Source organism: Pelagibacterium sp. (assembly GCF_035555455.1).
In the GTDB taxonomy this organism is placed as follows: Bacteria; Pseudomonadota; Alphaproteobacteria; order Rhizobiales; family Devosiaceae; genus Pelagibacterium.
The window spans coordinates 114,706-133,779 of the sequence record NZ_DATMGM010000066.1 but is presented as its reverse complement, the minus strand read 5'-3'; the positions used below and the strand labels follow the sequence as shown (position 1 = coordinate 133,779).

32 protein-coding genes and 1 tRNA gene are annotated in these 19,074 nt (G+C 60.0%); 10 read left to right on the top strand and 23 right to left on the bottom strand.

The genetic code is table 11. The annotated features are described in order from the left end of the window. Positions 1–196: 196 nt before the first annotated feature. Entirely contained in the window at positions 197–973 is a 777-nt protein-coding gene (locus VNS12_RS13455; protein WP_325488356.1) for a hypothetical protein, read from the top strand. A 35-nt stretch (positions 974–1,008) separates the two neighbouring features. On the opposite strand, the gene VNS12_RS13450 is transcribed toward VNS12_RS13455, so the two are convergent. Next, positions 1,009–1,578, bottom strand: coding sequence for an MT-A70 family methyltransferase (locus VNS12_RS13450; protein WP_325488355.1), 570 nt, complete (start codon positions 1,576–1,578; stop codon positions 1,009–1,011). An 85-nt stretch (positions 1,579–1,663) separates the two neighbouring features. On the opposite strand from VNS12_RS13450, the gene VNS12_RS13445 reads away from it, so the two are divergent. Further along, complete coding sequence (locus VNS12_RS13445) at positions 1,664–1,894, top strand: hypothetical protein (protein ID WP_325488354.1); 231 nt, start codon at positions 1,664–1,666, stop codon at positions 1,892–1,894. Here the strand turns inward: VNS12_RS13445 and VNS12_RS13440 are convergent. The 5 genes from VNS12_RS13440 to VNS12_RS13420 all read right to left on the bottom strand — a co-directional run bounded on the left by VNS12_RS13440 (position 1,891) and on the right by VNS12_RS13420 (position 5,823). Further along, on the bottom strand, positions 1,891–2,436 hold the full coding sequence (locus tag VNS12_RS13440) for a siphovirus Gp157 family protein (protein ID WP_325488353.1): 546 nt from the start codon (positions 2,434–2,436) through the stop codon (positions 1,891–1,893). The two genes, VNS12_RS13445 and VNS12_RS13440, sit on opposite strands and share 4 nt — an antisense overlap. Positions 2,437–2,482: 46 nt before the next feature. Further along, the gene (locus VNS12_RS13435) at positions 2,483–2,695 is read right to left on the bottom strand and encodes a hypothetical protein (RefSeq protein WP_325488352.1); all 213 of its coding nucleotides are present in this window, start codon (positions 2,693–2,695) and stop codon (positions 2,483–2,485) included. A gap of 94 nt (positions 2,696–2,789) precedes the next feature. After that, positions 2,790–4,526, bottom strand: coding sequence for a DEAD/DEAH box helicase (locus VNS12_RS13430; protein ID WP_325488351.1), 1,737 nt, complete (start codon positions 4,524–4,526; stop codon positions 2,790–2,792). Then, positions 4,523–5,188, bottom strand: a complete 666-nt coding sequence (locus VNS12_RS13425) for an HNH endonuclease (RefSeq protein WP_325488350.1) — start codon at positions 5,186–5,188, stop codon at positions 4,523–4,525. The genes VNS12_RS13430 and VNS12_RS13425 overlap by 4 nt, the downstream gene beginning before the upstream one ends. A gap of 152 nt (positions 5,189–5,340) precedes the next feature. Continuing rightward, entirely contained in the window at positions 5,341–5,823 is a 483-nt protein-coding gene (locus tag VNS12_RS13420) for a sigma-70 family RNA polymerase sigma factor (RefSeq protein ID WP_325488349.1), read from the bottom strand. Between the two features lie 67 nt (positions 5,824–5,890). Between VNS12_RS13420 and VNS12_RS13415 the strand changes: the two genes are divergently transcribed. Then, complete coding sequence (locus tag VNS12_RS13415) at positions 5,891–6,514, top strand: hypothetical protein (protein WP_325488348.1); 624 nt, start codon at positions 5,891–5,893, stop codon at positions 6,512–6,514. Here the strand turns inward: VNS12_RS13415 and VNS12_RS13410 are convergent. From VNS12_RS13410 to VNS12_RS13350, 13 genes are all read right to left on the bottom strand, one after another. Then, positions 6,490–7,428 carry an oxidoreductase gene (locus VNS12_RS13410; protein WP_325488347.1) on the bottom strand — a complete coding sequence of 313 codons (939 nt, stop codon included), beginning with the start codon at positions 7,426–7,428 and terminating at the stop codon, positions 6,490–6,492. The genes VNS12_RS13415 and VNS12_RS13410 overlap by 25 nt on opposite strands. Next, positions 7,428–7,595: a hypothetical protein gene (locus tag VNS12_RS13405; protein ID WP_325488346.1), complete on the bottom strand. Its 168-nt coding sequence runs from the start codon at positions 7,593–7,595 to the stop codon at positions 7,428–7,430. Before VNS12_RS13405 ends, VNS12_RS13410 begins: the two co-directional genes overlap by 1 nt. Continuing rightward, the gene (locus VNS12_RS13400; RefSeq protein WP_325488345.1) at positions 7,592–7,867 is read right to left on the bottom strand and encodes a hypothetical protein; all 276 of its coding nucleotides are present in this window, start codon (positions 7,865–7,867) and stop codon (positions 7,592–7,594) included. The genes VNS12_RS13405 and VNS12_RS13400 overlap by 4 nt, the downstream gene beginning before the upstream one ends. Continuing rightward, a complete protein-coding gene (locus VNS12_RS13395) occupies positions 7,867–8,253 on the bottom strand; it encodes a hypothetical protein (protein WP_325488344.1) in 387 nt (128 codons plus the stop codon). The genes VNS12_RS13400 and VNS12_RS13395 overlap by 1 nt, the downstream gene beginning before the upstream one ends. A 10-nt stretch (positions 8,254–8,263) precedes the next feature. Continuing rightward, positions 8,264–9,322 (bottom strand): DNA polymerase III subunit beta, encoded by a 1,059-nt coding sequence (gene dnaN / locus VNS12_RS13390; RefSeq protein ID WP_325488343.1) that lies wholly within the window; start codon positions 9,320–9,322, stop codon positions 8,264–8,266. Between the two features lie 75 nt (positions 9,323–9,397). Continuing rightward, complete coding sequence (locus VNS12_RS13385) at positions 9,398–9,955, bottom strand: DUF669 domain-containing protein (protein WP_325488342.1); 558 nt, start codon at positions 9,953–9,955, stop codon at positions 9,398–9,400. A 49-nt stretch (positions 9,956–10,004) separates the two neighbouring features. Then, the gene (locus VNS12_RS13380; RefSeq protein ID WP_325488341.1) at positions 10,005–10,682 is read right to left on the bottom strand and encodes a hypothetical protein; all 678 of its coding nucleotides are present in this window, start codon (positions 10,680–10,682) and stop codon (positions 10,005–10,007) included. A gap of 152 nt (positions 10,683–10,834) precedes the next feature. Beyond that, positions 10,835–11,611 carry an ATP-binding protein gene (locus VNS12_RS13375; RefSeq protein WP_325488340.1) on the bottom strand — a complete coding sequence of 259 codons (777 nt, stop codon included), beginning with the start codon at positions 11,609–11,611 and terminating at the stop codon, positions 10,835–10,837. A 76-nt stretch (positions 11,612–11,687) separates the two neighbouring features. Next, on the bottom strand, positions 11,688–12,095 hold the full coding sequence (locus VNS12_RS13370; RefSeq protein ID WP_325488339.1) for a membrane protease subunit: 408 nt from the start codon (positions 12,093–12,095) through the stop codon (positions 11,688–11,690). Positions 12,096–12,327: 232 nt separating this feature from the next. Next, positions 12,328–13,353: a hypothetical protein gene (locus tag VNS12_RS13365; RefSeq protein WP_325488338.1), complete on the bottom strand. Its 1,026-nt coding sequence runs from the start codon at positions 13,351–13,353 to the stop codon at positions 12,328–12,330. A 62-nt stretch (positions 13,354–13,415) separates the two neighbouring features. Next, positions 13,416–13,685: a hypothetical protein gene (locus tag VNS12_RS13360; RefSeq protein WP_325488337.1), complete on the bottom strand. Its 270-nt coding sequence runs from the start codon at positions 13,683–13,685 to the stop codon at positions 13,416–13,418. Then, positions 13,682–13,903 (bottom strand): hypothetical protein, encoded by a 222-nt coding sequence (locus tag VNS12_RS13355; protein ID WP_325488336.1) that lies wholly within the window; start codon positions 13,901–13,903, stop codon positions 13,682–13,684. The genes VNS12_RS13360 and VNS12_RS13355 overlap by 4 nt, the downstream gene beginning before the upstream one ends. Further along, entirely contained in the window at positions 13,900–14,046 is a 147-nt protein-coding gene (locus VNS12_RS13350; RefSeq protein ID WP_325488335.1) for a hypothetical protein, read from the bottom strand. The genes VNS12_RS13355 and VNS12_RS13350 overlap by 4 nt, the downstream gene beginning before the upstream one ends. Before the next feature lie 277 nt (positions 14,047–14,323). Here VNS12_RS13350 and VNS12_RS13345 point away from each other — a divergent pair, with 277 nt between their 5' ends. The 7 genes from VNS12_RS13345 (at position 14,324) to VNS12_RS13315 (ending at position 17,608) form a co-directional block, all read left to right on the top strand. Beyond that, positions 14,324–15,070 carry a LexA family transcriptional regulator gene (locus tag VNS12_RS13345; RefSeq protein ID WP_325488334.1) on the top strand — a complete coding sequence of 249 codons (747 nt, stop codon included), beginning with the start codon at positions 14,324–14,326 and terminating at the stop codon, positions 15,068–15,070. Positions 15,071–15,192: 122 nt separating this feature from the next. Next, positions 15,193–15,474 carry a hypothetical protein gene (locus VNS12_RS13340; protein WP_325488333.1) on the top strand — a complete coding sequence of 94 codons (282 nt, stop codon included), beginning with the start codon at positions 15,193–15,195 and terminating at the stop codon, positions 15,472–15,474. Continuing rightward, positions 15,471–15,743, top strand: coding sequence for a hypothetical protein (locus VNS12_RS13335; protein ID WP_325488332.1), 273 nt, complete (start codon positions 15,471–15,473; stop codon positions 15,741–15,743). Before VNS12_RS13340 ends, VNS12_RS13335 begins: the two co-directional genes overlap by 4 nt. After that, complete coding sequence (locus tag VNS12_RS13330; protein ID WP_325488331.1) at positions 15,740–15,913, top strand: hypothetical protein; 174 nt, start codon at positions 15,740–15,742, stop codon at positions 15,911–15,913. The genes VNS12_RS13335 and VNS12_RS13330 overlap by 4 nt, the downstream gene beginning before the upstream one ends. A 92-nt stretch (positions 15,914–16,005) precedes the next feature. Next, complete coding sequence (locus VNS12_RS13325) at positions 16,006–16,233, top strand: hypothetical protein (RefSeq protein ID WP_325488330.1); 228 nt, start codon at positions 16,006–16,008, stop codon at positions 16,231–16,233. Positions 16,234–16,268: 35 nt separating this feature from the next. After that, the gene (locus VNS12_RS13320; RefSeq protein ID WP_325488530.1) at positions 16,269–16,538 is read left to right on the top strand and encodes a helix-turn-helix transcriptional regulator; all 270 of its coding nucleotides are present in this window, start codon (positions 16,269–16,271) and stop codon (positions 16,536–16,538) included. Next, positions 16,520–17,608: a tyrosine-type recombinase/integrase gene (locus VNS12_RS13315; RefSeq protein WP_325488329.1), complete on the top strand. Its 1,089-nt coding sequence runs from the start codon at positions 16,520–16,522 to the stop codon at positions 17,606–17,608. Before VNS12_RS13320 ends, VNS12_RS13315 begins: the two co-directional genes overlap by 19 nt. A 137-nt stretch (positions 17,609–17,745) precedes the next feature. Here VNS12_RS13315 and VNS12_RS13310 read toward each other — a convergent pair. The 4 genes from VNS12_RS13310 to infA form a co-directional block, all read right to left on the bottom strand. Next, positions 17,746–17,821, bottom strand: a tRNA-Phe gene (locus VNS12_RS13310). Positions 17,822–17,979: 158 nt separating this feature from the next. After that, positions 17,980–18,189: a DNA gyrase inhibitor YacG gene (yacG, locus tag VNS12_RS13305; RefSeq protein WP_325488328.1), complete on the bottom strand. Its 210-nt coding sequence runs from the start codon at positions 18,187–18,189 to the stop codon at positions 17,980–17,982. Position 18,190: 1 nt separating this feature from the next. Then, entirely contained in the window at positions 18,191–18,829 is a 639-nt protein-coding gene (locus tag VNS12_RS13300; protein WP_325488327.1) for a Maf family nucleotide pyrophosphatase, read from the bottom strand. 18 nt (positions 18,830–18,847) lie between these two features. Next, positions 18,848–19,066, bottom strand: coding sequence for a translation initiation factor IF-1 (gene infA / locus VNS12_RS13295; protein WP_325488326.1), 219 nt, complete (start codon positions 19,064–19,066; stop codon positions 18,848–18,850). Positions 19,067–19,074: the final 8 nt, after the last annotated feature.

Genomic DNA, 19,074 nt, shown 5'->3' with positions numbered 1-19,074 from the left:
GAGATAGCGTGGGTCTTGCTGGGGGTTGCCTATGCCCGCGCCGTGGGCGTGCCGGGCGCAGGCGTAGCAGGTGGTCGGGAAGCGGGTTGCGGGGTCGACGGTTGGCTGGAACGGGGCGGCTTGGGTCATGCCGGCCGCCCATTGGCGTGGCAATAGTTCGATGTCATGCTGCCTCCTGTTTTGAATTGGGGGCTGAATGAAAAACTGGCTTAGGGGGCTCGCCGTATTCGGCGGAGGCGTCGTCGCGCTATGGGCGCTGCTCTATGTCGTCTTTTGGTATCGACGGACGGGGTGCTTCGATCTATTCGATCGGGCCTGCAATGATGGGCTGATACACTGGTTGGAACGGCTGGTTTCGCTTGGCTGGGTTCGGGAGTATCAGACGCTTTTGGCCGGGTTGTTTGCGCTGGGAGCCGGTTTTTTTGTAGTCAGTGCTGCGAAAATCACCGCAGAAGCCCAGAACGAGGAAGCGCGTCGAAGGGCGAGAGAAGAGGCCGTTAGCGCTTGCGCAGTAGTCGCCGCTCGCTTCACGCAGGCAGCTGTCGCCTTGCAACGGAAGACTGTCTACGAGCACGATTTGGACTTCACATTCACAATCGGCCTTATTGCCACGCTTTCGAAGATCGACACTCAACTCGCCACGGTTGCGCACGCTTATATCCGAGATGCGCGAGATGCCTTGATTGAGCGCAAGCATGACTTAGCAGCTCTAGATGCGTCCCTCCCTAATAAGCGGGCAATCATAGAAACGCGAAGCCGGGATATGGCTGCGCAATGCTACGCAATGACGACAATTCTTTATATTATCGAAGAAAACATTGACGCTGACGGCAGGTTCAACTTCCGAGACAGAAATGACCTTCGCCCCGGCGTCCTCCGCTCCAACCTGAATTACCTTGGCGTTAGCCCAAGGGCGCTAGGCGCGCTCAAGGGTTTCTTTAATTGGGATGATCATTCTCCCAGACCCAAGTAAATTGCGAACGGGCAACGGAAGGCTGATTAATTCAGTCATGCCGCATCCCTCCCGAACAAATTATCATTCGCCGCAGCTGGAAATTTCCCGACCTCATTCCCCCACGCCGCCCAACCGGGCCGGGCCTGCCGGGCGAACAGCTCCAGATACGGCCCAGCGACTAGCGCCTCGATGCGCTGATATTGCTCGTCGGGCTTGCGGGAATGTTCGCGGCGAGGAGCGCGAATTACGGAGCGCACGCCCTTGCTAAGCCGCCGAGGCTTGCCGCGTTTGAACAGGTGGCAGATTTCCACTTCCTGCCGGGTCCAGTAGCCCATGCCCATGCGCCCCTTATCCCAGACAAAGGCGATTGACACAGGCTCGAAGCCCCAAGTTCGGCCGACGTCGATGGCAGCGGCCTGCAGGTGGGAAACAGTCCACATGAACAGCAGGCAATCTTCGGACGCGACGTCGCCGACTGGCAGCGCCTTGATGTCGGTCAGCGACATGACATCATAGGGCTGGACACCGCGCGCCGGGGCGAGGTTCTTCTTGCTGTAGGTCGTGAATCCCCACGGCGGGTCCGCGAGCACGGCACCAAATGGGCCGCTGGGTAGCGGGTTCATATCTACTTCTCCTGGTAATCCACAGCCGGTTGGTGGCCGGCTGTGGTGTGTATGCTATGGTGCTGACCTGCATGGAGACCAACACATGACGTACGATGTCGAGCGCATCGAGTTTGTTGCGCGCGCGATAAGCAAGTCGAAGGGACGCGATCCCGACGAGAAAACTAGCTATGGCTTCAATCCGGCAATCGCCGAACGTTTCGGCTTCGGGGGCCGGAACCCCTACGAGGAAGGCGTGTGGCTGTGCGACATTGAAGAAGCGGCCAAATTCATCGCTGCTTTCGACGCCGCACAAGCCACCTATCCAAAGGCCTAAGCCACCCGCACCGTCAGGCCAGGCTCGCCCGGCTTCATCTCGGCGCCGGCCACCTTCTTGCCTGCCTTCAGGCGCTCGCCGATAGCGGTCTTGTCGGGGCTTTTCACTACCCGCATCGCCCACTTCGGCAACCGGGTTTCGTCGGTGATCAGCACGGAGTCCCGCCCTTTTGACACGGACAACGTGCCTTCCGGCAACTGCACGCGCTGCTGCCCCGCCGCGGTCATCAGCCGGAACATCAAAGCCCGCATGGCGTCCTGCTTACGGCTGAACCGCTCCTGCCGCTGCCGCAGTTCACCTATACGGTCAGCAATCGCGGCGCTGAAGTGCTTGGCGTCTTGGGCGCCACCCAAGAGCCGGGCCAACAAGTCGTTGAACCCCATGCCTTCGAACGTGTCGGCGGCGAGGTCAGAATCGTCGGCTAGTTCCGGGAAGTCACGCTGAACCGCCTCAAGGTGCAGGGTGAACTCCTGCACGTCGCGGGCGAGGAATGCGTTGTCATTGGCTGGTGCCGTTGGTGTGGTGTTTGTTTTTGCCGTCATGTTTTTCTCCTCTTGGTGGCGCATAGTTGGTGGTTATGCGGTTTGTTTAAGATGCGCGGGCCGCGAGCATGGCGTCGGCAAAACGATACCGTGCCTGCTCGATGGTATATTTTGCACGCCTAGGCCCGCCGATTGGCGGTACTTGAAAATCTCGAAAACGAAAGAGCTCGTCGTCAGAAGCGGTCAGCGCGAGGTAGTCGCGCAGGTCAGCGTCTTTCAGAACTAGCTGCCCTTGGCGCGCAGGGTTGGTTGCGCTCATTTGCTTTTCTCCTCTGTGGTAACCCACCGCATTGGTAGTGCGGCGAGTGTGGTGGTGGTTAGTTGCGATGCAACCGGCCGTTTAGCACGGTCTGTCAGAACGGGATGAAGTCCTCCCCTGCGACCAGCGCGGAAAGCCGCTCGCGCTCGTTGTCGTTTGCTGGCTCGCGTATTGCGTCATTGCTTGGCGACGCGCCCGCGCGCCAATACTCAACGTTCCAAAACTTCCCTTTTTTTACGACGCTGATCTCCGTGGTGATTACGAGCTCGTCGGCCCGGTCCAGAAACTCGTCGACCGTCAACGGAAATGGGAGATCCCCGCCGTGAGTGCGCCAAAACCGGTCAGACTTTTGCTTGAAAAAACCGGCACCCTCCGGGCCGACGAAATCCTTCTGAACGGTTAGCCCAAGCTGGTAGTCAATGCGCACACACGGGCCTGCCTTTCCGGCGTGCTTTCGGAACGTCCGCCCGGTCACTCCGCGCCATACGGGCTCGGTGGTGGAGAGGATTGGGGCGTCGGAGGCGCGGGCGGCATGCTTAGGCTCCTCGCTTGGCGGAAATTCGTAACCGCAGCAGGTGCACACACGCACCGATGCATGCAGGATTTCCTCGCAGGTCGGGCAGATTTTTACAGGCGCGTCCCCGTCACCCTTGCCGGGCTTCTTAGGCTCGACCATATCCACTGGGCCGTGCTTCTCGACCAGCCCAGCGAAATCGAGCACAAGGCAGTTTGGCTTTGGGCCAGCCGCAATAGCCTCCAGTCGCTGCTCGGTGGTTTCCAGCGGCATTCCCGGCGCATACAGTACGCGCACCCCGCGCCCAGCCATTTGCAAATACAAAGCGGCTGACAAAGTGGGCCTCATGAATGCGATTAGGTCGACACCCTTATGATTGAAGCCCGTCGTCAACACTGAATTGTTGGTGATCGCCCGCAGTCGATAAGCCTTGAAATCCTCGATGATGCGCCTGCGTTCCTCGGGCGGCGTTGTTCCGGTTATCGTCTCGCACGACACACCCCGCTTGCGGATTTCGTCGCGGATATGCAGCGCGTGGTCGACGCCTGCCCCGAAGATAAGCCAGGACTTTCGGTCGGTGCCCTTAGCGACGATTTCGTCCACCGCCGCTGCCGTAACCTCCTCGCGGTCCACTGCGCGCTGCATGGCGCCCTGCTTGTAGTCGCCTCCCAGCCGCCCCACGCCGGCCATGTCAAAGCCCGTCGCAGTTGGCTTGCTGGACAGCGGGGCAAGATAGCCGTCGCGCACGCCGGGGCCGATGCCGTATTCGTATACAACCTTATCGAACAGCCGGTCTTCGCCTTCGTCTAGCCTGCCGCTATCCAAGCGGAATGGCGTCGCCGTAAGCCCCAACAGCTTCATGTCCGGGTTTTGTTCGCGCAGCCCTTTGATAAACTGGCCGTACATGGTCTCTGTCTTGGCCGGAATTAGGTGCGCCTCGTCCACCAACATGACGTCGAACGCGCCATTGGCCGTAAGGGCCCCGACCTTGTCCCAAACAGTCTGGATACCGCAGAACAAGACCTGTGCGTGACGATCACGCCGCCCCAGGCCCGCGGAATAGATACCCGCCGGCGCGAACGGCCACATGCCGAGCAACTCCAGATAGCTCTGCTCGATCAGTTCGGCCACATGCGTGACGACAAGAACACGCATGTCCGGCCAGCCGGAAAGCAGCCGCTTGATGATCTCAGATAGCACCGCGCTCTTGCCAAGCCCCGTGGCCAGGTCCACGAGCGGGTTCCCGGGCTCGGACGCCCAGTAGTCGAACACCGCCTGGACTGCTTCTTCCTGATAGGGGCGGAGAACGAGAGTCACAGCAACCTTCCTTTCCTTTGCGCAAATTTAATTGGATCAGTTGCGTGCTTCTCCAGGTTGCATTTGGGGCACAAAATCTGGAGGTTGTTCGGCCAATTTGTGCCGCCAAGGGCAAGCGGAACGACATGATCTACATGATACCCGGCACTGCGCGTATCAGTGCCACATTCTGCGCACCGATGGCGCTGCAAAGCCCGAAGTCGATCAATGTCTGCAAGCGTATGACTTCCCACCGCTCCGCGCCGCCTTAGTTTATTGTTTCGATCAGTTATGCGCGCTTGCTCTGGATTTTCCTCCCTCCACCGCCGCGTGCTTTCTCGAAGTTTCTCCCGGTTTTCACGACGATAGGCCCTGTCTTTCTCCAGAATTTCCTCGCGGTTTTCTCTGTATCGTTCACGGGCTTTCTCGAGCAGTTCATCCCTGTGTGTCTCGTGATACTTGCGAACAGATTGTGCGTGCTTTTCAGGATTATTTGCGTTCCACTCCATCGCGCTCGCGATCTGCCTCTCGCGGGTTCTTGCGTAATACTCTTTGTGGTAGCCCCTCTCGCGGGCCTCGTCGTGATACTGTTTGCACTTGTCTGGATTTTCTTCCCGCCACTTCTTAGATGCGGCGCGGTTCTTTTCTCGGTTGGATTCGCGGTGCTCCGCGTGGCAAGCCACGCAGCCTCCGTGGTAGTATCTGACGCTAACGTGCCCGCGATTGCACGGGCGCCAATTCAAGTAGTATCGAGTTCCGAGCCTTTTGGCGTCAGCTGCTGTGGCTGGATGCGGTCCGTATATCTCTGTCCAGTGCCTCGTCTCCTTCGCCCCCATCACGCCGCCCTCCGCACCAGCTTCCCTCGCGCTTCCTTTTCAAGCTGCTGGATCCGCGAACGCGAGACGCCCCGATCGTTTGCAATCTCCTGGTGCGTGTCGCCCATGGCCCGCCGCAGCAGCACATCGCCGTCCTTGACGCCGGACAGGTGAGCTAACACCGCTGAAAGCTGCGCGTGGTCAGGCTGCGCCGGCTCGACCCTGCCCGATGGCAGTTCTTCTTGCTGCTCCATCTCCCATACCTTCTCCGTGACCTTGCGATAGTTGCGTGCAGCGTCGCGCGCCTGCCAAACCAGCCAGCGATAAAACGTGCCTTTCTCGGGGTCGAAGTTCGCCCACCGGCGGAGCGCCAGTTCAACTGTGTCAGCGACCACCTCCTCGGCGCCATGGCGGGTCAATCGCCACACGCGGCGCCGCAGCGCGTCCATGTGGTCGAGCAATAGGCGGTCGAATGATGCGGGGCGCACTGAGGGCGTTGTCATATCTACTCCTCTTGGTATTCTCGGCTGTTGGTGGCAGCCGGGAAGCTTGGGTGGTCGGGGGGGGGTGATGTCGCTGCGTCTAGTGGTTTTCGCTTTAGCGTTCGTTTTGGCCGCGCTTATGTTGGTAGGCAGTGGTATTGCCGTCGGCGCGAATTCATCGAGCCTAACTCCACTGATCGTCGCGTTTTCTTTCGTGGAGCGTTTTCAAACATTAATAGCAGGAGCGCTTGCAACCGGGGCTGCCGTGGCAAGTGTTATAATGATTTCTCGACAAATCGAACTTCAGCGCAAGCATCACTCATCAAATAAGAAATTCACTCTTCGTCATGAGCAGCGCGCAAATAATTACGCTTTTCAACTTGGAAAGAGCCTACTCGACTACGAATGGAGATTCGCGGTCACTAACGGTGTTTATAAGAATGACGGAAAGCCAATGATTCTCTCTAACCCCGCCAAACTACTTTCAGATTACGAACCTTACCTGCACGCCCCTATAAAGTACCAACTTGAGAAACTGCAACTCTCTATTGACCACTTCAATAATGGAAAGGAAATTGAAGTATATGTGGCCGGTGAAGGCAGCCAAAAATTGTCACTGCAGTCTCAATTCGGCTTGATGAAGGCAGAAGCTAAACGCCTTATGGTCGCTGCAAAATCGGAACTAGATCACTTGGAAGAAATGTGCGTCTGACCATCCACCCACGTCTCGCCATTCCTAAGCCTATACCGAACCGTCTCCGCCTCCTCGTCCGCTTCCAGCATCTCCCCCGGCACCATCCCCGGGAGAAATAAATGAGCACCACACGCCCGCCGCTGTTCATCCACCGACAATGGCTTTGACCAGCGCGCACACGACCAATGAGCATCGCCGCCCATTTCCGGCGTGCTATGCAAACAACTCCGACAACTGACACGCGGGAACGCTCCTTCATGGCAAACCGCTTTGTGACGGCAGAACCGGCAGCCGAAGAACTCGGGGTTGTCACTTATCCGGCTGGGCGGCTCGTGCAGCCGCATCAGCCGCTCGACTTTGGCGATGGCTCGCAAGCAGTATTCGGCGTCGTACTCGATGCGCTCCGCGTACCGGCTGTCGTCGTTTTTGTTCACCACCAGGTAAAGCGCGCGGGTCAGCCCAAAAGCATGCATCCCGATCTGGACTTGCCCAAAGTGCAAGGGCTTTGCTTTCTTGCACCCATGCTTCACGATCTGTTTGAAGCCCGCGTCGTTGCTGGACTTGAACTCGCACAGGTGTTCGGTCTTCGGGGCCTCGGGCAGGCCGATAGCCTTGCCGTCGCATTTACCGCGGATATGGCCACCGGCGAGCCGGATGCGGTCCTGCTGCCCCCAGACTTCGACGCCGATGCGCTCCAGATCGTCAACCAGCACCTCCTCCCACCGGTCACCGGTGCGGAAGATCGACAGCGTGCGGCCCGTGATGGCTTCGGGCTGGCTCGCCCACCGCAGATTGTACCAAAGGGCGCGGTCGCATTCGTTGCCGATTTCGCCGACCGAGATGCCGAGCGAGTCATAGTGCTCGTTCGCCGCTTCATACGCGCGGTAGATGGCCGAGACGGTGCTGGCTTGGGGGCGGGGAAGCGGGGCCATTATTGGCGAGCCACCAACGACCACAGAATACCCTTGAGGTCTTCGACGTTCTGGGCCTCGAGAATTTCGCGGTTCAAGTCTTGGTCCTCGACGATGCGCTTGGCTTCCAGAAGCCCCTTGCCCGCCTCCCGCAGTTCGCGGATGCGTTCCTGCTTGGTTTTCATCATACTCCTCCCGGATCGCACATAAGCGCATAGCTCTCGCCGCTCCACTGGTGCTCTTTGAGAAATCCCGCGATGCCTTCCTTGTGCTCCGTTGCTATGGCGACCAATTCGGCAAGCCATGTGATCGGAATTTCAGCATCGTGCACGATGATGCACGAATGGCCGACGCGAAGTGTTGCGGTTCCATGCTCGTAGTTCGGGCTTTCGATCTCAAAGAACGAACCGCCACGAGCGCCATCACCGCCGAACCTATTTTCACACTTGTGCTTAGCCATCACTCCGCCTCCCCAACAGGCTCGCCCCTCCCGCACCCCGCTTCACTCGCCATACCCGCCGCAGCGATGCTGGCACCCAGTGCCTTGGCGAAATAGTCGCCCATAGGCCCCTGCCCCTTGAGCGGCTGCACATGCGGGTTGGTCGCCGCCTCATAGGCAGCACGGCTTTCAAACACCGACGCCCACTTCGGAAAGAACTCACGTTCCAGCGTGGTCACAGCATCGGCCAAATCGCCGCGCCGTATCTGCGCGATGGCGGTGCGGACGGCGGTCTGGGCGTCATCGGGGAGCCCAATTTTGCGAGCCCGTACCTCTGCAAGCAACTCGCCGTCGCTCAATTCATCCAGCACGTCGTCGGTGTCGATTTCTACGCGTACGTATCCCATCTCTCGCCCCCTACACCCTCATCGGCATCAGGACGCCGCACCAGTTATCGTTCGCGCCGACAATCCTCGCCGGGCTGCTGCTATCGCTGATTTCAAACGTCACCTTGCCGCCCTCGACGGAGCGCAGCATTTCGGTGAGATAGCTGGCGTTGTAGCCAATATCGAAAGGCTCACCGGTGTAGTCGGCAGCCAGTTCGTCACTCGCCTGCCCGCCCTCACCGTTGACAGTAAACGTCACGCCGCCCGGAGCGACTTCGAGCTTCACGGCCTTGCCTCCCCGCTCGCTGGCGAACACACCGACCCGCTCGACGGCAGCCGACATAAGGGCACGGTCCAGTGTCACCGGCCGGTCGTTGTTCTTGGGGATGACACGCTCGTAATCGGGGAACGTACCTTCGACCAGCTTGGATACAATCACCGTATCGCCAGCGGTGAACCGGATGCGGCCCGGCCCGATATCGACCTCAATTTCGCCCGACGGGATCATGCCGACCGTCTTGCGCGGAATGATGATGCCCTCGGGCAGGTCAAGGTCAGGCCCATACACTGCCGCCAGCCGGTGTCCGTCGGTCGCCACCGCGCGCAGCCGGCCGTGGACAGAGTGCAGGTACACGCCGTTGAGATAGAAGCGCGTCTCTTCGGTCGACATGGCAAAAGCGACCGGCGCGAGCAGCGCGGCCAAGTCTATGGCTAGGCCCACCGGGTACGCCGGCTGGGTCATGGTCGGGAAGTCTTCAACCGGCAGCGTGGCAACCTTGAACCGGCTGCGGCCATGGGAAACGGTCAGAATGCCACCGTCCAGCGCCAGCGAGATTTCGGCGCCATTGGGCATCCGCTTGGCGATATCGAGCAGCGTGCGCGCTGGTGCGGTTGTGGTGTCGAGTGCGCCGTCGGCTGGAACCGAAGTGGTGATTTCAACGTCTGTATCTGTGGCGCGGACCGTCAGTTTGCTGGCGTCAGCGCTCAAAAGAACGTTCGCCAAAATCGGAACGGTGTTGCGTGTTTCCACCGCTTTGGTCGCCTGCGTGAGCGCAGCGACTAGGTGGGCCTTCTCTACTCTGAGTGCCATCTGATTTTCTCCTCTGGTGGTAGGCCGGGGCGATTGGTGGCCGCCCCGGCTGGTGCTAGGCCGTGTGCGTACTGCTTACCCCCAAGGGCGCTTTTTGGTCCCACCTGCCTGCGCTTGCGCGGCAGGCCGGGCGTTGTCGTTGGCCGCTGCTCGCTGGTTATCGTTCGCCGGGCGTGCGGGCTGGTTGGCGTCGATTGCGGGGACGGGCACGTTGCCTTGGTCCGGGAAGTAGTAGGCCTTGATCTCGGCACGGGCGGGGTACTGGCCGTCCTTCGACGGCTTGCCCAAGCCGATTTTCACCGTGAAGCCCTTGAACAGAAGTTCATCGGTGTCCTCGACGCCGTCGAGTTCAAGGGCGCGGCAGAGGCTCGCAAATTGGCGCTGTCCAATCTCTTGGGCAGTGGGATTCGCGTTTTCCAGGTTGTAATTGTTGAAGATCAGCCGACCCTCATATTCCTCGGGCTCAAGCACTTTGTTGACGGTCTTGAGGATCGTCCCGTTGCCTGCCTTCGTGGGGGCGACGTCCGCTTCGGTGACTTCGAGGCGATAGATGCCGTTGGGCAGTTCCTCGTAGTCGGGCCGCTGCTCGGTGTCATGTTGAGTCGCGTCGAAACGCTGACCAAGTCTGGCCATGCAAAACTCCTATGTTGTGGTGGTGTGGTGGTGGTGATGTGAGAGGCGGTCACGCCGCCTCATCATCGGCTTTGTCGTTGTCGTTCGCTGCGCCGAAGGCCAGTGAGGGCTGGAACTCCCCGGTGGTTGTCGCGCCCTTGGTCATGTTTTCGGCCTCCCATAGAGGCTGGAGGTTCGAGAGCGACCATGCACGCTTGAAGTCCAAGTCATCTGGACAGTTATAATTGTGGGCCGACAAAGGTACTTTGTGGTCGATATGCCAGCCACCGCGCCCGTAGTTCTCCCAAGACATCCCAGGCTGAAATAGCTTTTCCAGATGGGCCATTAGTTCATCGACGCTGTATCCAAGAATATCGAATGTCCGCCGTGATGCTTTTGCGCCTTTCGTAATCCCGCGGTGCACGCCAACAGAAATGGAGTTCTCAAGTCGACCCTTTGGAGTAGAGCGCCTACGCTCATCCCGCCTTCTGCCAGACTCCCTAACGCGCTCTGGGTCTTCCTCCATTGCGCGCCGGTACTTTGCTTTACCCCTCTCCCGCTCGGATTCGGCATTCGCTTCTCGCCATGCCTTGTTGTATGCGCGGTGAAAGTCAGGGTCTTCGGCATATCGCGCCCGCGATCTTTCGCGGTCCCTCTCCCTTTCTTTCTCAATGTTTTTCAGGCGATACAGGCGCCTCGTCTCTCGAACCTCATCCGGCTTTTCTTCGCGACGTTTCTTGGCTCTCATTCGAAAGCAAGCATGACACCCGCCCTGATGTGTGTTGCGCTTGTCGATGTGTCCGTTCTTGCAGGGCCTTCCTGTGAAATAGTGCTTGGACCCCTGCGCCTTGGCTTCCGCGCGTGATCGAGGAAGCCGCTGGCCGTTTTCGGCTGCCACGACTATGCCGCTACTCTCTCGCCGCCCGGCAAGAACTTCGCCAGTTCCGCAAAGCCCTGCCCTTTTTTAAATGGAATGCTATCGGGCATGGAGTGGCGATTCTTCGCTACAAAGCCGGGTTTCTCGTTGAGGTGAACAAGCCGCTCATTGCCACCCTCGGCGCGGGAGACCTTCTTGTTGAAGCCGACCTCTTTCTCTTTCAAGGAAATGCGGTAGTTGACGAACGCGACGATGTCCGCCTGCTCCCGCACGAGAGCATTCGCCCGCCTGTGCAACTTGATCGTGTAGCGGGAATAGGGATCCGAGGTCGGGCTATCGAACCTAATAATCTCGGGGTGCGCGAGCTGGACCACATAGATTCCAGCCCGCGAAAGCGCAGAAACGGCCTGCAGGTACTCGGTCCATTCTGCATCAGCCTCGATGTACCCGCGACCATACCCAACGGCCTCAATCGACTCCACGCCGAGGCGAGCGCATGTTGCCTTCCAGATTAAGGGCTCCAACCCGTCCAAGCTGTCGACAACGACTGTGCGGAAGTCATGCTCCTCGGTCAGCAGCTCGCCGAAGATGTCGAGCAGCCCGTGGAAGGATTCCACAACGCCCGGCGTGGTCAGCTCTACGTCGCTGGGCGGCGTCTCGCCTTCCGTCGGCAGGTAGATCACCGGCCCGGGGAACTCGGCGGCCAGGCTGGTTTTGCCCACGCCGTCGACGCCGTAAATCACGGTGCGCGGCGGGTTGTTGGATCTGGTGGTGGTGAGGCTAGCCAAAGACAAAGCCATTCGCATTTCTCCTCTTGGTATCCCGCCCTGCTGGGTAGGCAGAGCGGGCAGTTGTGGTGGCTAGGCGGGCGGCAGGCTAGTTGAGCGACTGGCGCTGTCCGGCCTCAAGGATTGGCAGGTTCGCCTCGGTCGGAACGTAAATAACGTTGCGGCCGCCCTGACTGGTGTTTTCCAGCATTTCGATATAGCGCCAGCGCAGGTAGCCTTCCGCGCCGCCGAGGCTATCGGCAATGATGGCGTTGGCCTCGGCCACGCCACGCGAGCGGGCGACTTCAGCCTGACTGGTGAGATCGGCAGCATCCAGTGCAGCTTGCGCCTCCAGAACCCGAATGCGTCGGTTGCTTTCAACCTCGGCAAGCTGAGCGCGGCCCGCCGACTCTTTCACGTAGATGTCGTATTGCGGATAGTAGGCAGCGCACCCAACGACGCCGCCGATTACGAGAATGACGCTTGCAACCGCGCCAACAACTCCTGCTGCACTCATAGGTTTTCTCCTCATTTTCACGCATACGGCGGCCAATTGCAGGCCTGCCAGAGCAACAGACACAGGGCGGCGAGCAGCATGATTTCCATCATCTCAACGCCCCGATTGCTTGGAGCACCCATGCTGCGGGTAGCAGCAGGGTGAGGGTCACGACGGCCGCGAAAAGCGCGGTGCGCAGCGCCCGCAGCGGCGGGTGAAGCCGCTGGTCATACGGATGACAAAAGTTCATGGCTCAGGCGGCGGTGAGGGCCGACAGAGGAACGCCGTGGCTGGGGTTACGCAGGCCAGGAATGTTGACGTTGGCGTGCGTGCCATGAGGGTGAATGCCGGTCACCTTCACGCGCAGAGTCGCGAACTGCCCGGGGCGGATGGTGGAATCGACCAGCAACAATTCGTCGTCTCGCCACCATTCGAAGCCTACATGGCCGGAGCAGCTGCGAAGTGACATGACACCCTTAGCGTTGCGGGTTGCGACGACGAACTCCCTGTCGTCTTCCTTCACCCGCACTCGATCACCCACTTTGAACTTCGGCTCTGCAGGCGTTGCTGTTGCGGGACCAAGCGCAACGGGGTCTTCATCCTCGGACGGCCATTCGGCGACGAGGTCGTATCCCGCCGTCATTTCGTTTCGATTGGGGCTGCCCACCGGCCAAAAACTGCCGTCCTCGTGCCACGCCTCAACGAAGTCGTGGTTATTGCCGTCAGAGCGCCAAAAGAAAGCCCCGCCACCACGTCCACGACGCACAGGCCCGACCTTCCGCCCGTCGCGCGTGCGGTAATAACGCCCGACTTGGATTTGCAGCGCGTCTGCCCCTTGCGCTTGCGCGGCAGTTGGCAGGGGTTCAAAGTTTTCCAGTAGTCCACGGAGCGACCAGTTGTGCTCCCGGTTGCCTGCCTCGTCGGTCAAGTGGAACATGCGCTCGCCGCCGCCGCCGACAATTTCGTACTCACCGTCACGCCGGTAGTAATGGCTATCCTTGCCCTTCCACCGAACCCGATCCCCAACCTTGAACTTGACCTCGGTGCTCTGCTGGCCACCCTGCTCCTGCTCGGCACGTGCAGGGGTGTCGTCGTTGGCGGCGTCAAGAACAGTCAGGCTGCGCTTGGCCCACCAGACCTTAACACCGCTCAACCACGTACTGTCGCCGATGCATCCGGCGTACCGAACCTGCCGCTCGCCCTTTCTCTTCCCGACAATCGTTCCGACGTCACCGTCTTCGTCGCGCACACGTGCGCCAATACCGTATTTACCGGCCATCTGATTTTCTCCTCATGGTAAGTCGGCGGTTGGTGGCCGCCTATTTGTTCGCCGCCGAGCGGCTAGTTCGCGACCGGGAACGGCACGACCACTCCGGTCACTTCGGCTTCTTCCGCGTCGGCGTCATCGTGCCGCTCGACCAATGAAAGCTGGGACTCGGACCACTCGCGCTCTTGCGGCGAGCCTGTGCCGTCGATGTATTCGACCCAGTAGGTGGCTTCCTTGCGCATATGGACGGCCCAGCCCGTGATAAAGCCAACAATGGCCGAACCCAAAATCCGAACGCAGTCGCCGATGTAGAAGCCGTCGTCTTGGTCCGCCGGGCCGGTCATGCCGCCACCTCAACTGGATAGACGTCGTGGGACTTGAACCACTGACGGACCTTCCGCCCGTCAGGCAGCACCTGCTCGACCCAGTAATGGTCGCCGGTGGGCCCGTCCTTGCGCTCGACGATCGTGCCGCGCAGGGTCACCTCGACGGTTTCGCCGAGGCCGTAATCGTATTGCTTTGCGGCGGGCTGGGTCGCCACTGCCTGCTGCATCCCGGTCATGCCGCTGCCTGCTGGATGGAAATGCGCGGCAGCTTGATGTCGATGTAGCGCAGCGTCGTGTTGCAGCCGGTTTCGATCAACCGACGCACTGTGGTGGTTGGGCGCTTACCGCTGGGGCGTCTCGCTGTATCCGTTGAATTCATGGGCCTACTCCTCTAAATGGTAGGCGCCCGGTTGGTAGCCGGGACGCCGGAAAGCTTTGGTTGTGGTTCGCCGTTTGGCCTACTTCTCGCCGCTGTGAGTACGCATGCGCCCTGTGGGGCTAAGCGGGTGGTACCGAGCTACGGCTCCCCGCAGGGCGTATTTTTGGTTGGCGTGACTGCTGACAACGAGCAATATGCGCGAATCGCATAAAATTGTCAATACTTTTATGCGATCTTCGCGAGTGACAATCGCATTTCAGCTATGCGATAAGCACTTATGGAACGCGAAATCATAGCGAAATGGCTGGAAACCGGCATCAAGGTTGCCGACATCACCCAGAGCGATCTGGCTGAGGCAATCGGTATTTCGCAGGACCAGGTCAGCAAGATCATCAAAAGGAAGCGGTCAATGACTGCCGTGGAGATGATTCGTGCCGCCATATTCCTGAGTCGTGAACTGCCCGCCCGAGAGCTGGCAGGTGAAATCCGGCCCCTTCATCTGGAATACGAGGCAACGGAGCCATTAGCGCTGCCGGCCGCCATCACGCCCGAGATGCGCTTTAACATCCCGGATAACGGCATCCCGCAGATCGACGGCAGCATTGGCCTGGGCTCACGCGATGACGTGGAAACCCTAACGATTGACCTTGGAAACGGAGAAAATACTGCAGCCGTGGCAGTATTAGGCACGTGGCACATACCCTCGTCCGTCCTTCAGCGGCGCGTCCGGACTTCCGTGAAGAATCTCCACATGGTCGAGTGCGAGGGTAACTCGATGCACCCGCTGATTAAGGATGGGGACATGGTCATGATTGACCAGTCACGCCGCAATCCTAACATGCCGGGGGTTTTCGCGCTTTACGAAGATGGCGGGCAGACCATCAAACAGGTCGAGGTCGTGCGCGGCACTGACCCCCTCAAGCTCCGCCTGATCCCAGCCAACAAAGATTACTCCACGTACGAAGTGAACGCCGACGAGGTTCATATTATCGGCCGCTATGTCGCGCGATTCACAGTGGACTAGCCGTCTGGACGCAAGCAACTTGCGATAATCGCATTTAATAGTTGACTTTCGCATAAGCCTGCCGCATTCTCTCCTCATGCAACGGGATTACCACCCCCGTAGCGCTACCAGAGGAGAAAATCATGACGAACGGCATTACCAGCACCACGATTCCCGTCAGAAGACCTGATGGCGCGAGCTGCGTGTCTGGGCTTGTCCTGGCTCGCGCCTTCGCAGGGGATAACGAACGGACAATCGAGGAGGCGCGGCCGGACCCATTCGGCCGCGTATTTGCATCGAGCGTCGAGCCGATGTGCCGCCCCGACCACAAGGCCAAGAAGCACGGCCGCCCGAAGCCGAAGAAGTGGGCCCGCAGGGCTGACCGGCGGGCAGCGATGCTGGAGCTGGTGGGAGACGGGGAATGAGTGTGTTCAACTGGACGATGGTGCCGCAGGTTGGTGACTGGTGGGGGGACAAGCCAGCCGAGATTGTTGGCCCGAACGGCAGGACGATAGCCACGTTGGTAATGACCGAGAACCCGGCCGACGCCAACGCAGTGGCTGCAAAAATGGCCGCCGCTCCTGAAATGCTGGAAGCGCTAAGGCAGGTCAAAGCACAGTGCCAAGAGTTCTTGCCACTTGGGTTGGACCAGCAGATTTGCGACGCGCTCAACAAAGCCGAGGGCCGGTTATGACCACGCTCGCCCTGCGGTCCGGCCACTGGCGCCCCACCCTATCCGAACACGACCGACAATTCCTGCGCGCCCTGCCATGGGGCTTGCTCGCCGCAGCTGCAACGCTGGCGCTCTGCTGGCCGCTGCGCTTTGACGGCGAAATGATTTGGGTGGCTTTGGCTGCCCTCTAACCGCCCCGCTTGCCGCGCCCTAGCGCGCAATCGGGCAGCCTGTACCACCACCCGGCCTCACCAGCCACCACCTACCACGAGGAGAAATTCAAATGGCTATTTCGCATTTGCCGACCGCCTTCACCTACCCGGTTATCACCGCCGACCGCGCCCTTGCCGCAGGCATTTCTGCCGGGTCACTCGCCGCAACCGCCGATTGGAACCAACGGCGCGCCAAGGGTCCGGACAAGCAGCGCCGACTGGCTCAGGCCGCAGAACTGCGGCGGGTTGCTGCGCAACTGGCCGCAAATGACAATGGTGAGCGGAGGGTGGCGGCGTGACCCGCTACACACGCCCTGAGCCGGTGCCGCAATGGGTGAGCGGGCCGGCGAATGATAACGGACGTCAAAGCGTCCTACCACGGTCCCTGCCACCGATCGGTCTTTCGCGCGAAACTGCCGCTGCCTACATCGATATTAGCCCGAGCAAGTTCGACCAGCTCGTGGCGGATGGCCGAATGCCTCGACCGAAGAAAATCGACGGACGACGGGTTTGGGATCGGGTCAAGATCGAGCGATACTTCGCTGCCCTGCCGGGTGACGAGGATGGTTCCGAGGAGCAAGATGAATGGGCCGCCTACTGCTAGGAAATAGGAAGAGGCCTCGCCTGCCCCGACACGTCGTCGAGTACGAGGTGCCGAAAGGCAGCGGAAAGTGGTACGTCTATTTCCGCCAGAAGGGGAAAAAGGACGTGCGGATGCACGGCACCCCCGGCACGCCAGAATGGGAAGAAAACTACCGACGGCTGTGCGCCGGTGAGCGGCCCGTCGACAAATCTCCACAGACCCCCATTGACGGCACATTCGGGTGGCTATGCCAGCAGTATATGGCGTCCTCCAAATTCACTGATCTTGGCAAGCGCACACGCTATGTTCGACGAGGAATTCTGACTGCCTGCATGGACGAAATCCCCCCGGGCGGAAAGAAGCCATTTCGGGACATGCCGCTTTCTCGCTTCGCACCAAAAACTGTTGCAATGCTCCGTGACGGAAAGAAGGGGGCGCCCGAAGCTGCAAACGGCCGCATCAAGGCAATCCGGGCTGTGTTTAATTGGGCCACGCTTCCGGAGGTCGGCTATTCGCAGACTAATCCGGCACGAGACGTCCAGTACATGAAGAGCAACAACCCCGACGGGCATCACACGTGGACGATCGAGGAGGTTGAGCGATTCGAGAAACACCACCCCATTGGCACCAAGGCTCACTTGGCCCTTGCTCTATTGCTATATACCGGGCAGCGCCGGGCTGACGTCGTGTTGATGGGCAGGCAGCATGAGCGGGGCGGCTGGCTTCGCTTCACACAGCAAAAGAACCAAGACACCAAGCCCGTCCATCTGGAGATTCCGATTCGGCCTGAGCTGCGCCGAGTGCTCGATGCGAGCCCGCTGGGGGATATGGTCTATCTCGTGACTGAGTTCGGCAAGCCGTTCTCGTTCAACGGCTTTGGCAACTGGTTCAGGGACCGCTGTGTAGAGGCCGGGGTGCCAGGAAGGGCTCACGGGCTACGCAAGGCCGCGGCAACCCGCTTGGCCGATGCTGGGGCGTCTGTGCACGAAATCATGGCCATTACGGGCCACAGGACGCTGAAAGAGGTTGAGCGCTACACCCGCGCCGCCAATCAGAAACGACTCGCTGCCAGTGCGAGCAAGCTGGTCTAGGCGCTGGAACGCATTCCTAAATCCCAAAAGTCAACGGGACGGGCCGTGAACAAAAGTGTCTAAGAATGTCCCTGCTGTCGCAAGCGTTAGACGAAAACTCGAAAAAGCTCAATGATTTCAGTGCGGGAATTAGAAGGTGGTGCCCGGGGACGGAATTGAACCGCCGACACGCGGATTTTCAATCCGCTGCTCTACCAACTGAGCTACCCGGGCATCCTGGGTCGAAGCCGGACCGGCTCGCTGTGTTGGTGGCCGGTTTATAGGCAGTCCCATCGGGGCTGTCCAGCACCTGCGCAACAATTTTCCACGAGGATCACACTTTTGTCGCCGAACTCTGGCGAAGCGCCGAAAACAACAGATGTTGCAGGCGCTTACTCGTCGTCCTCGCCGCCGGTTTGGCCACCCTCATCCGTCTCCCCATCACTCCGGCCACCGGGAATCACATAACTACCCGTCAGCCAGCGGTTGAGATCGACATCGGCGCACCGGGCCGAACAGAACGGATGAAACTGCTGCACAGAGGGCTTGCCGCAGATCGGACAGGGCTTGGACGGACGCAGGCGGGTTACGTTGGTTGCCATGCTACACTCCCGACAGGGACGCCGGATTGAGCCAGTTGAAGTGGACCGGATACCCTTCGCCCGCCAGCAGGCTCACTGTTTCAAACAGCGGCAACCCGACCACGGCGCTGTAGGAGCCACTCATCTTGACCGCAAATGCCCCGGCGATTCCCTGAATCGCATAGCCCCCTGCCTTGCCGTTCCATTCGCCGCTGGCCAGATAGGCTTCGATTTCCTTGTTGGACAGGCGCTTGAAGCGGATGCGGGTATCGGCAACCCGCTCGCGCGCCTGCCCGGAAGCTGACATCACGCACAGCCCTGTAAACACCCGATGGGCGCGGCCCGAAAGCAGCCGCAGGCATGCTGCTGCCTCGTCCATGGTTTCAGCCTTGGGCAAGATGCGCCGCCCCACCGCCACCACTGTATCGGCGGCAATAATCACCGCGTCGCCGCCCAGCCCGGCCTGCCGAGCCTTGCGGCGCACTTCGGTGGCCTTGGCATGAGCGAGGCGCTGCGCCAGCCGACGGGGCAGTTCGCCCTTTTCCGGCGTTTCGTCCACATGAGCGGGAATCAGGTGATCGGGCTCGATCCCGATCTGATTGAGCAGTGCGAGCCGGCGCGGAGACGCCGAGGCGAGAATGAGTTCGGGGCGTCTGGACACTGCTCTCACCGGACCCGATTACTTGAAACGATAGGTGATGCGGCCCTTGGTGAGGTCGTAAGGCGTCATTTCAACGAGCACCTTGTCGCCCGCCAGCACGCGAATGCGGTTCTTGCGCATGCGCCCTGCGGTGTGAGCGATAATCTCATGATCGTTCTCAAGCTTCACGCGGAACGTCGCGTTGGGAAGCAATTCGAGTACGACGCCCGGAAATTCGAGCACTTCTTCCTTTGCCATTCTTTCTC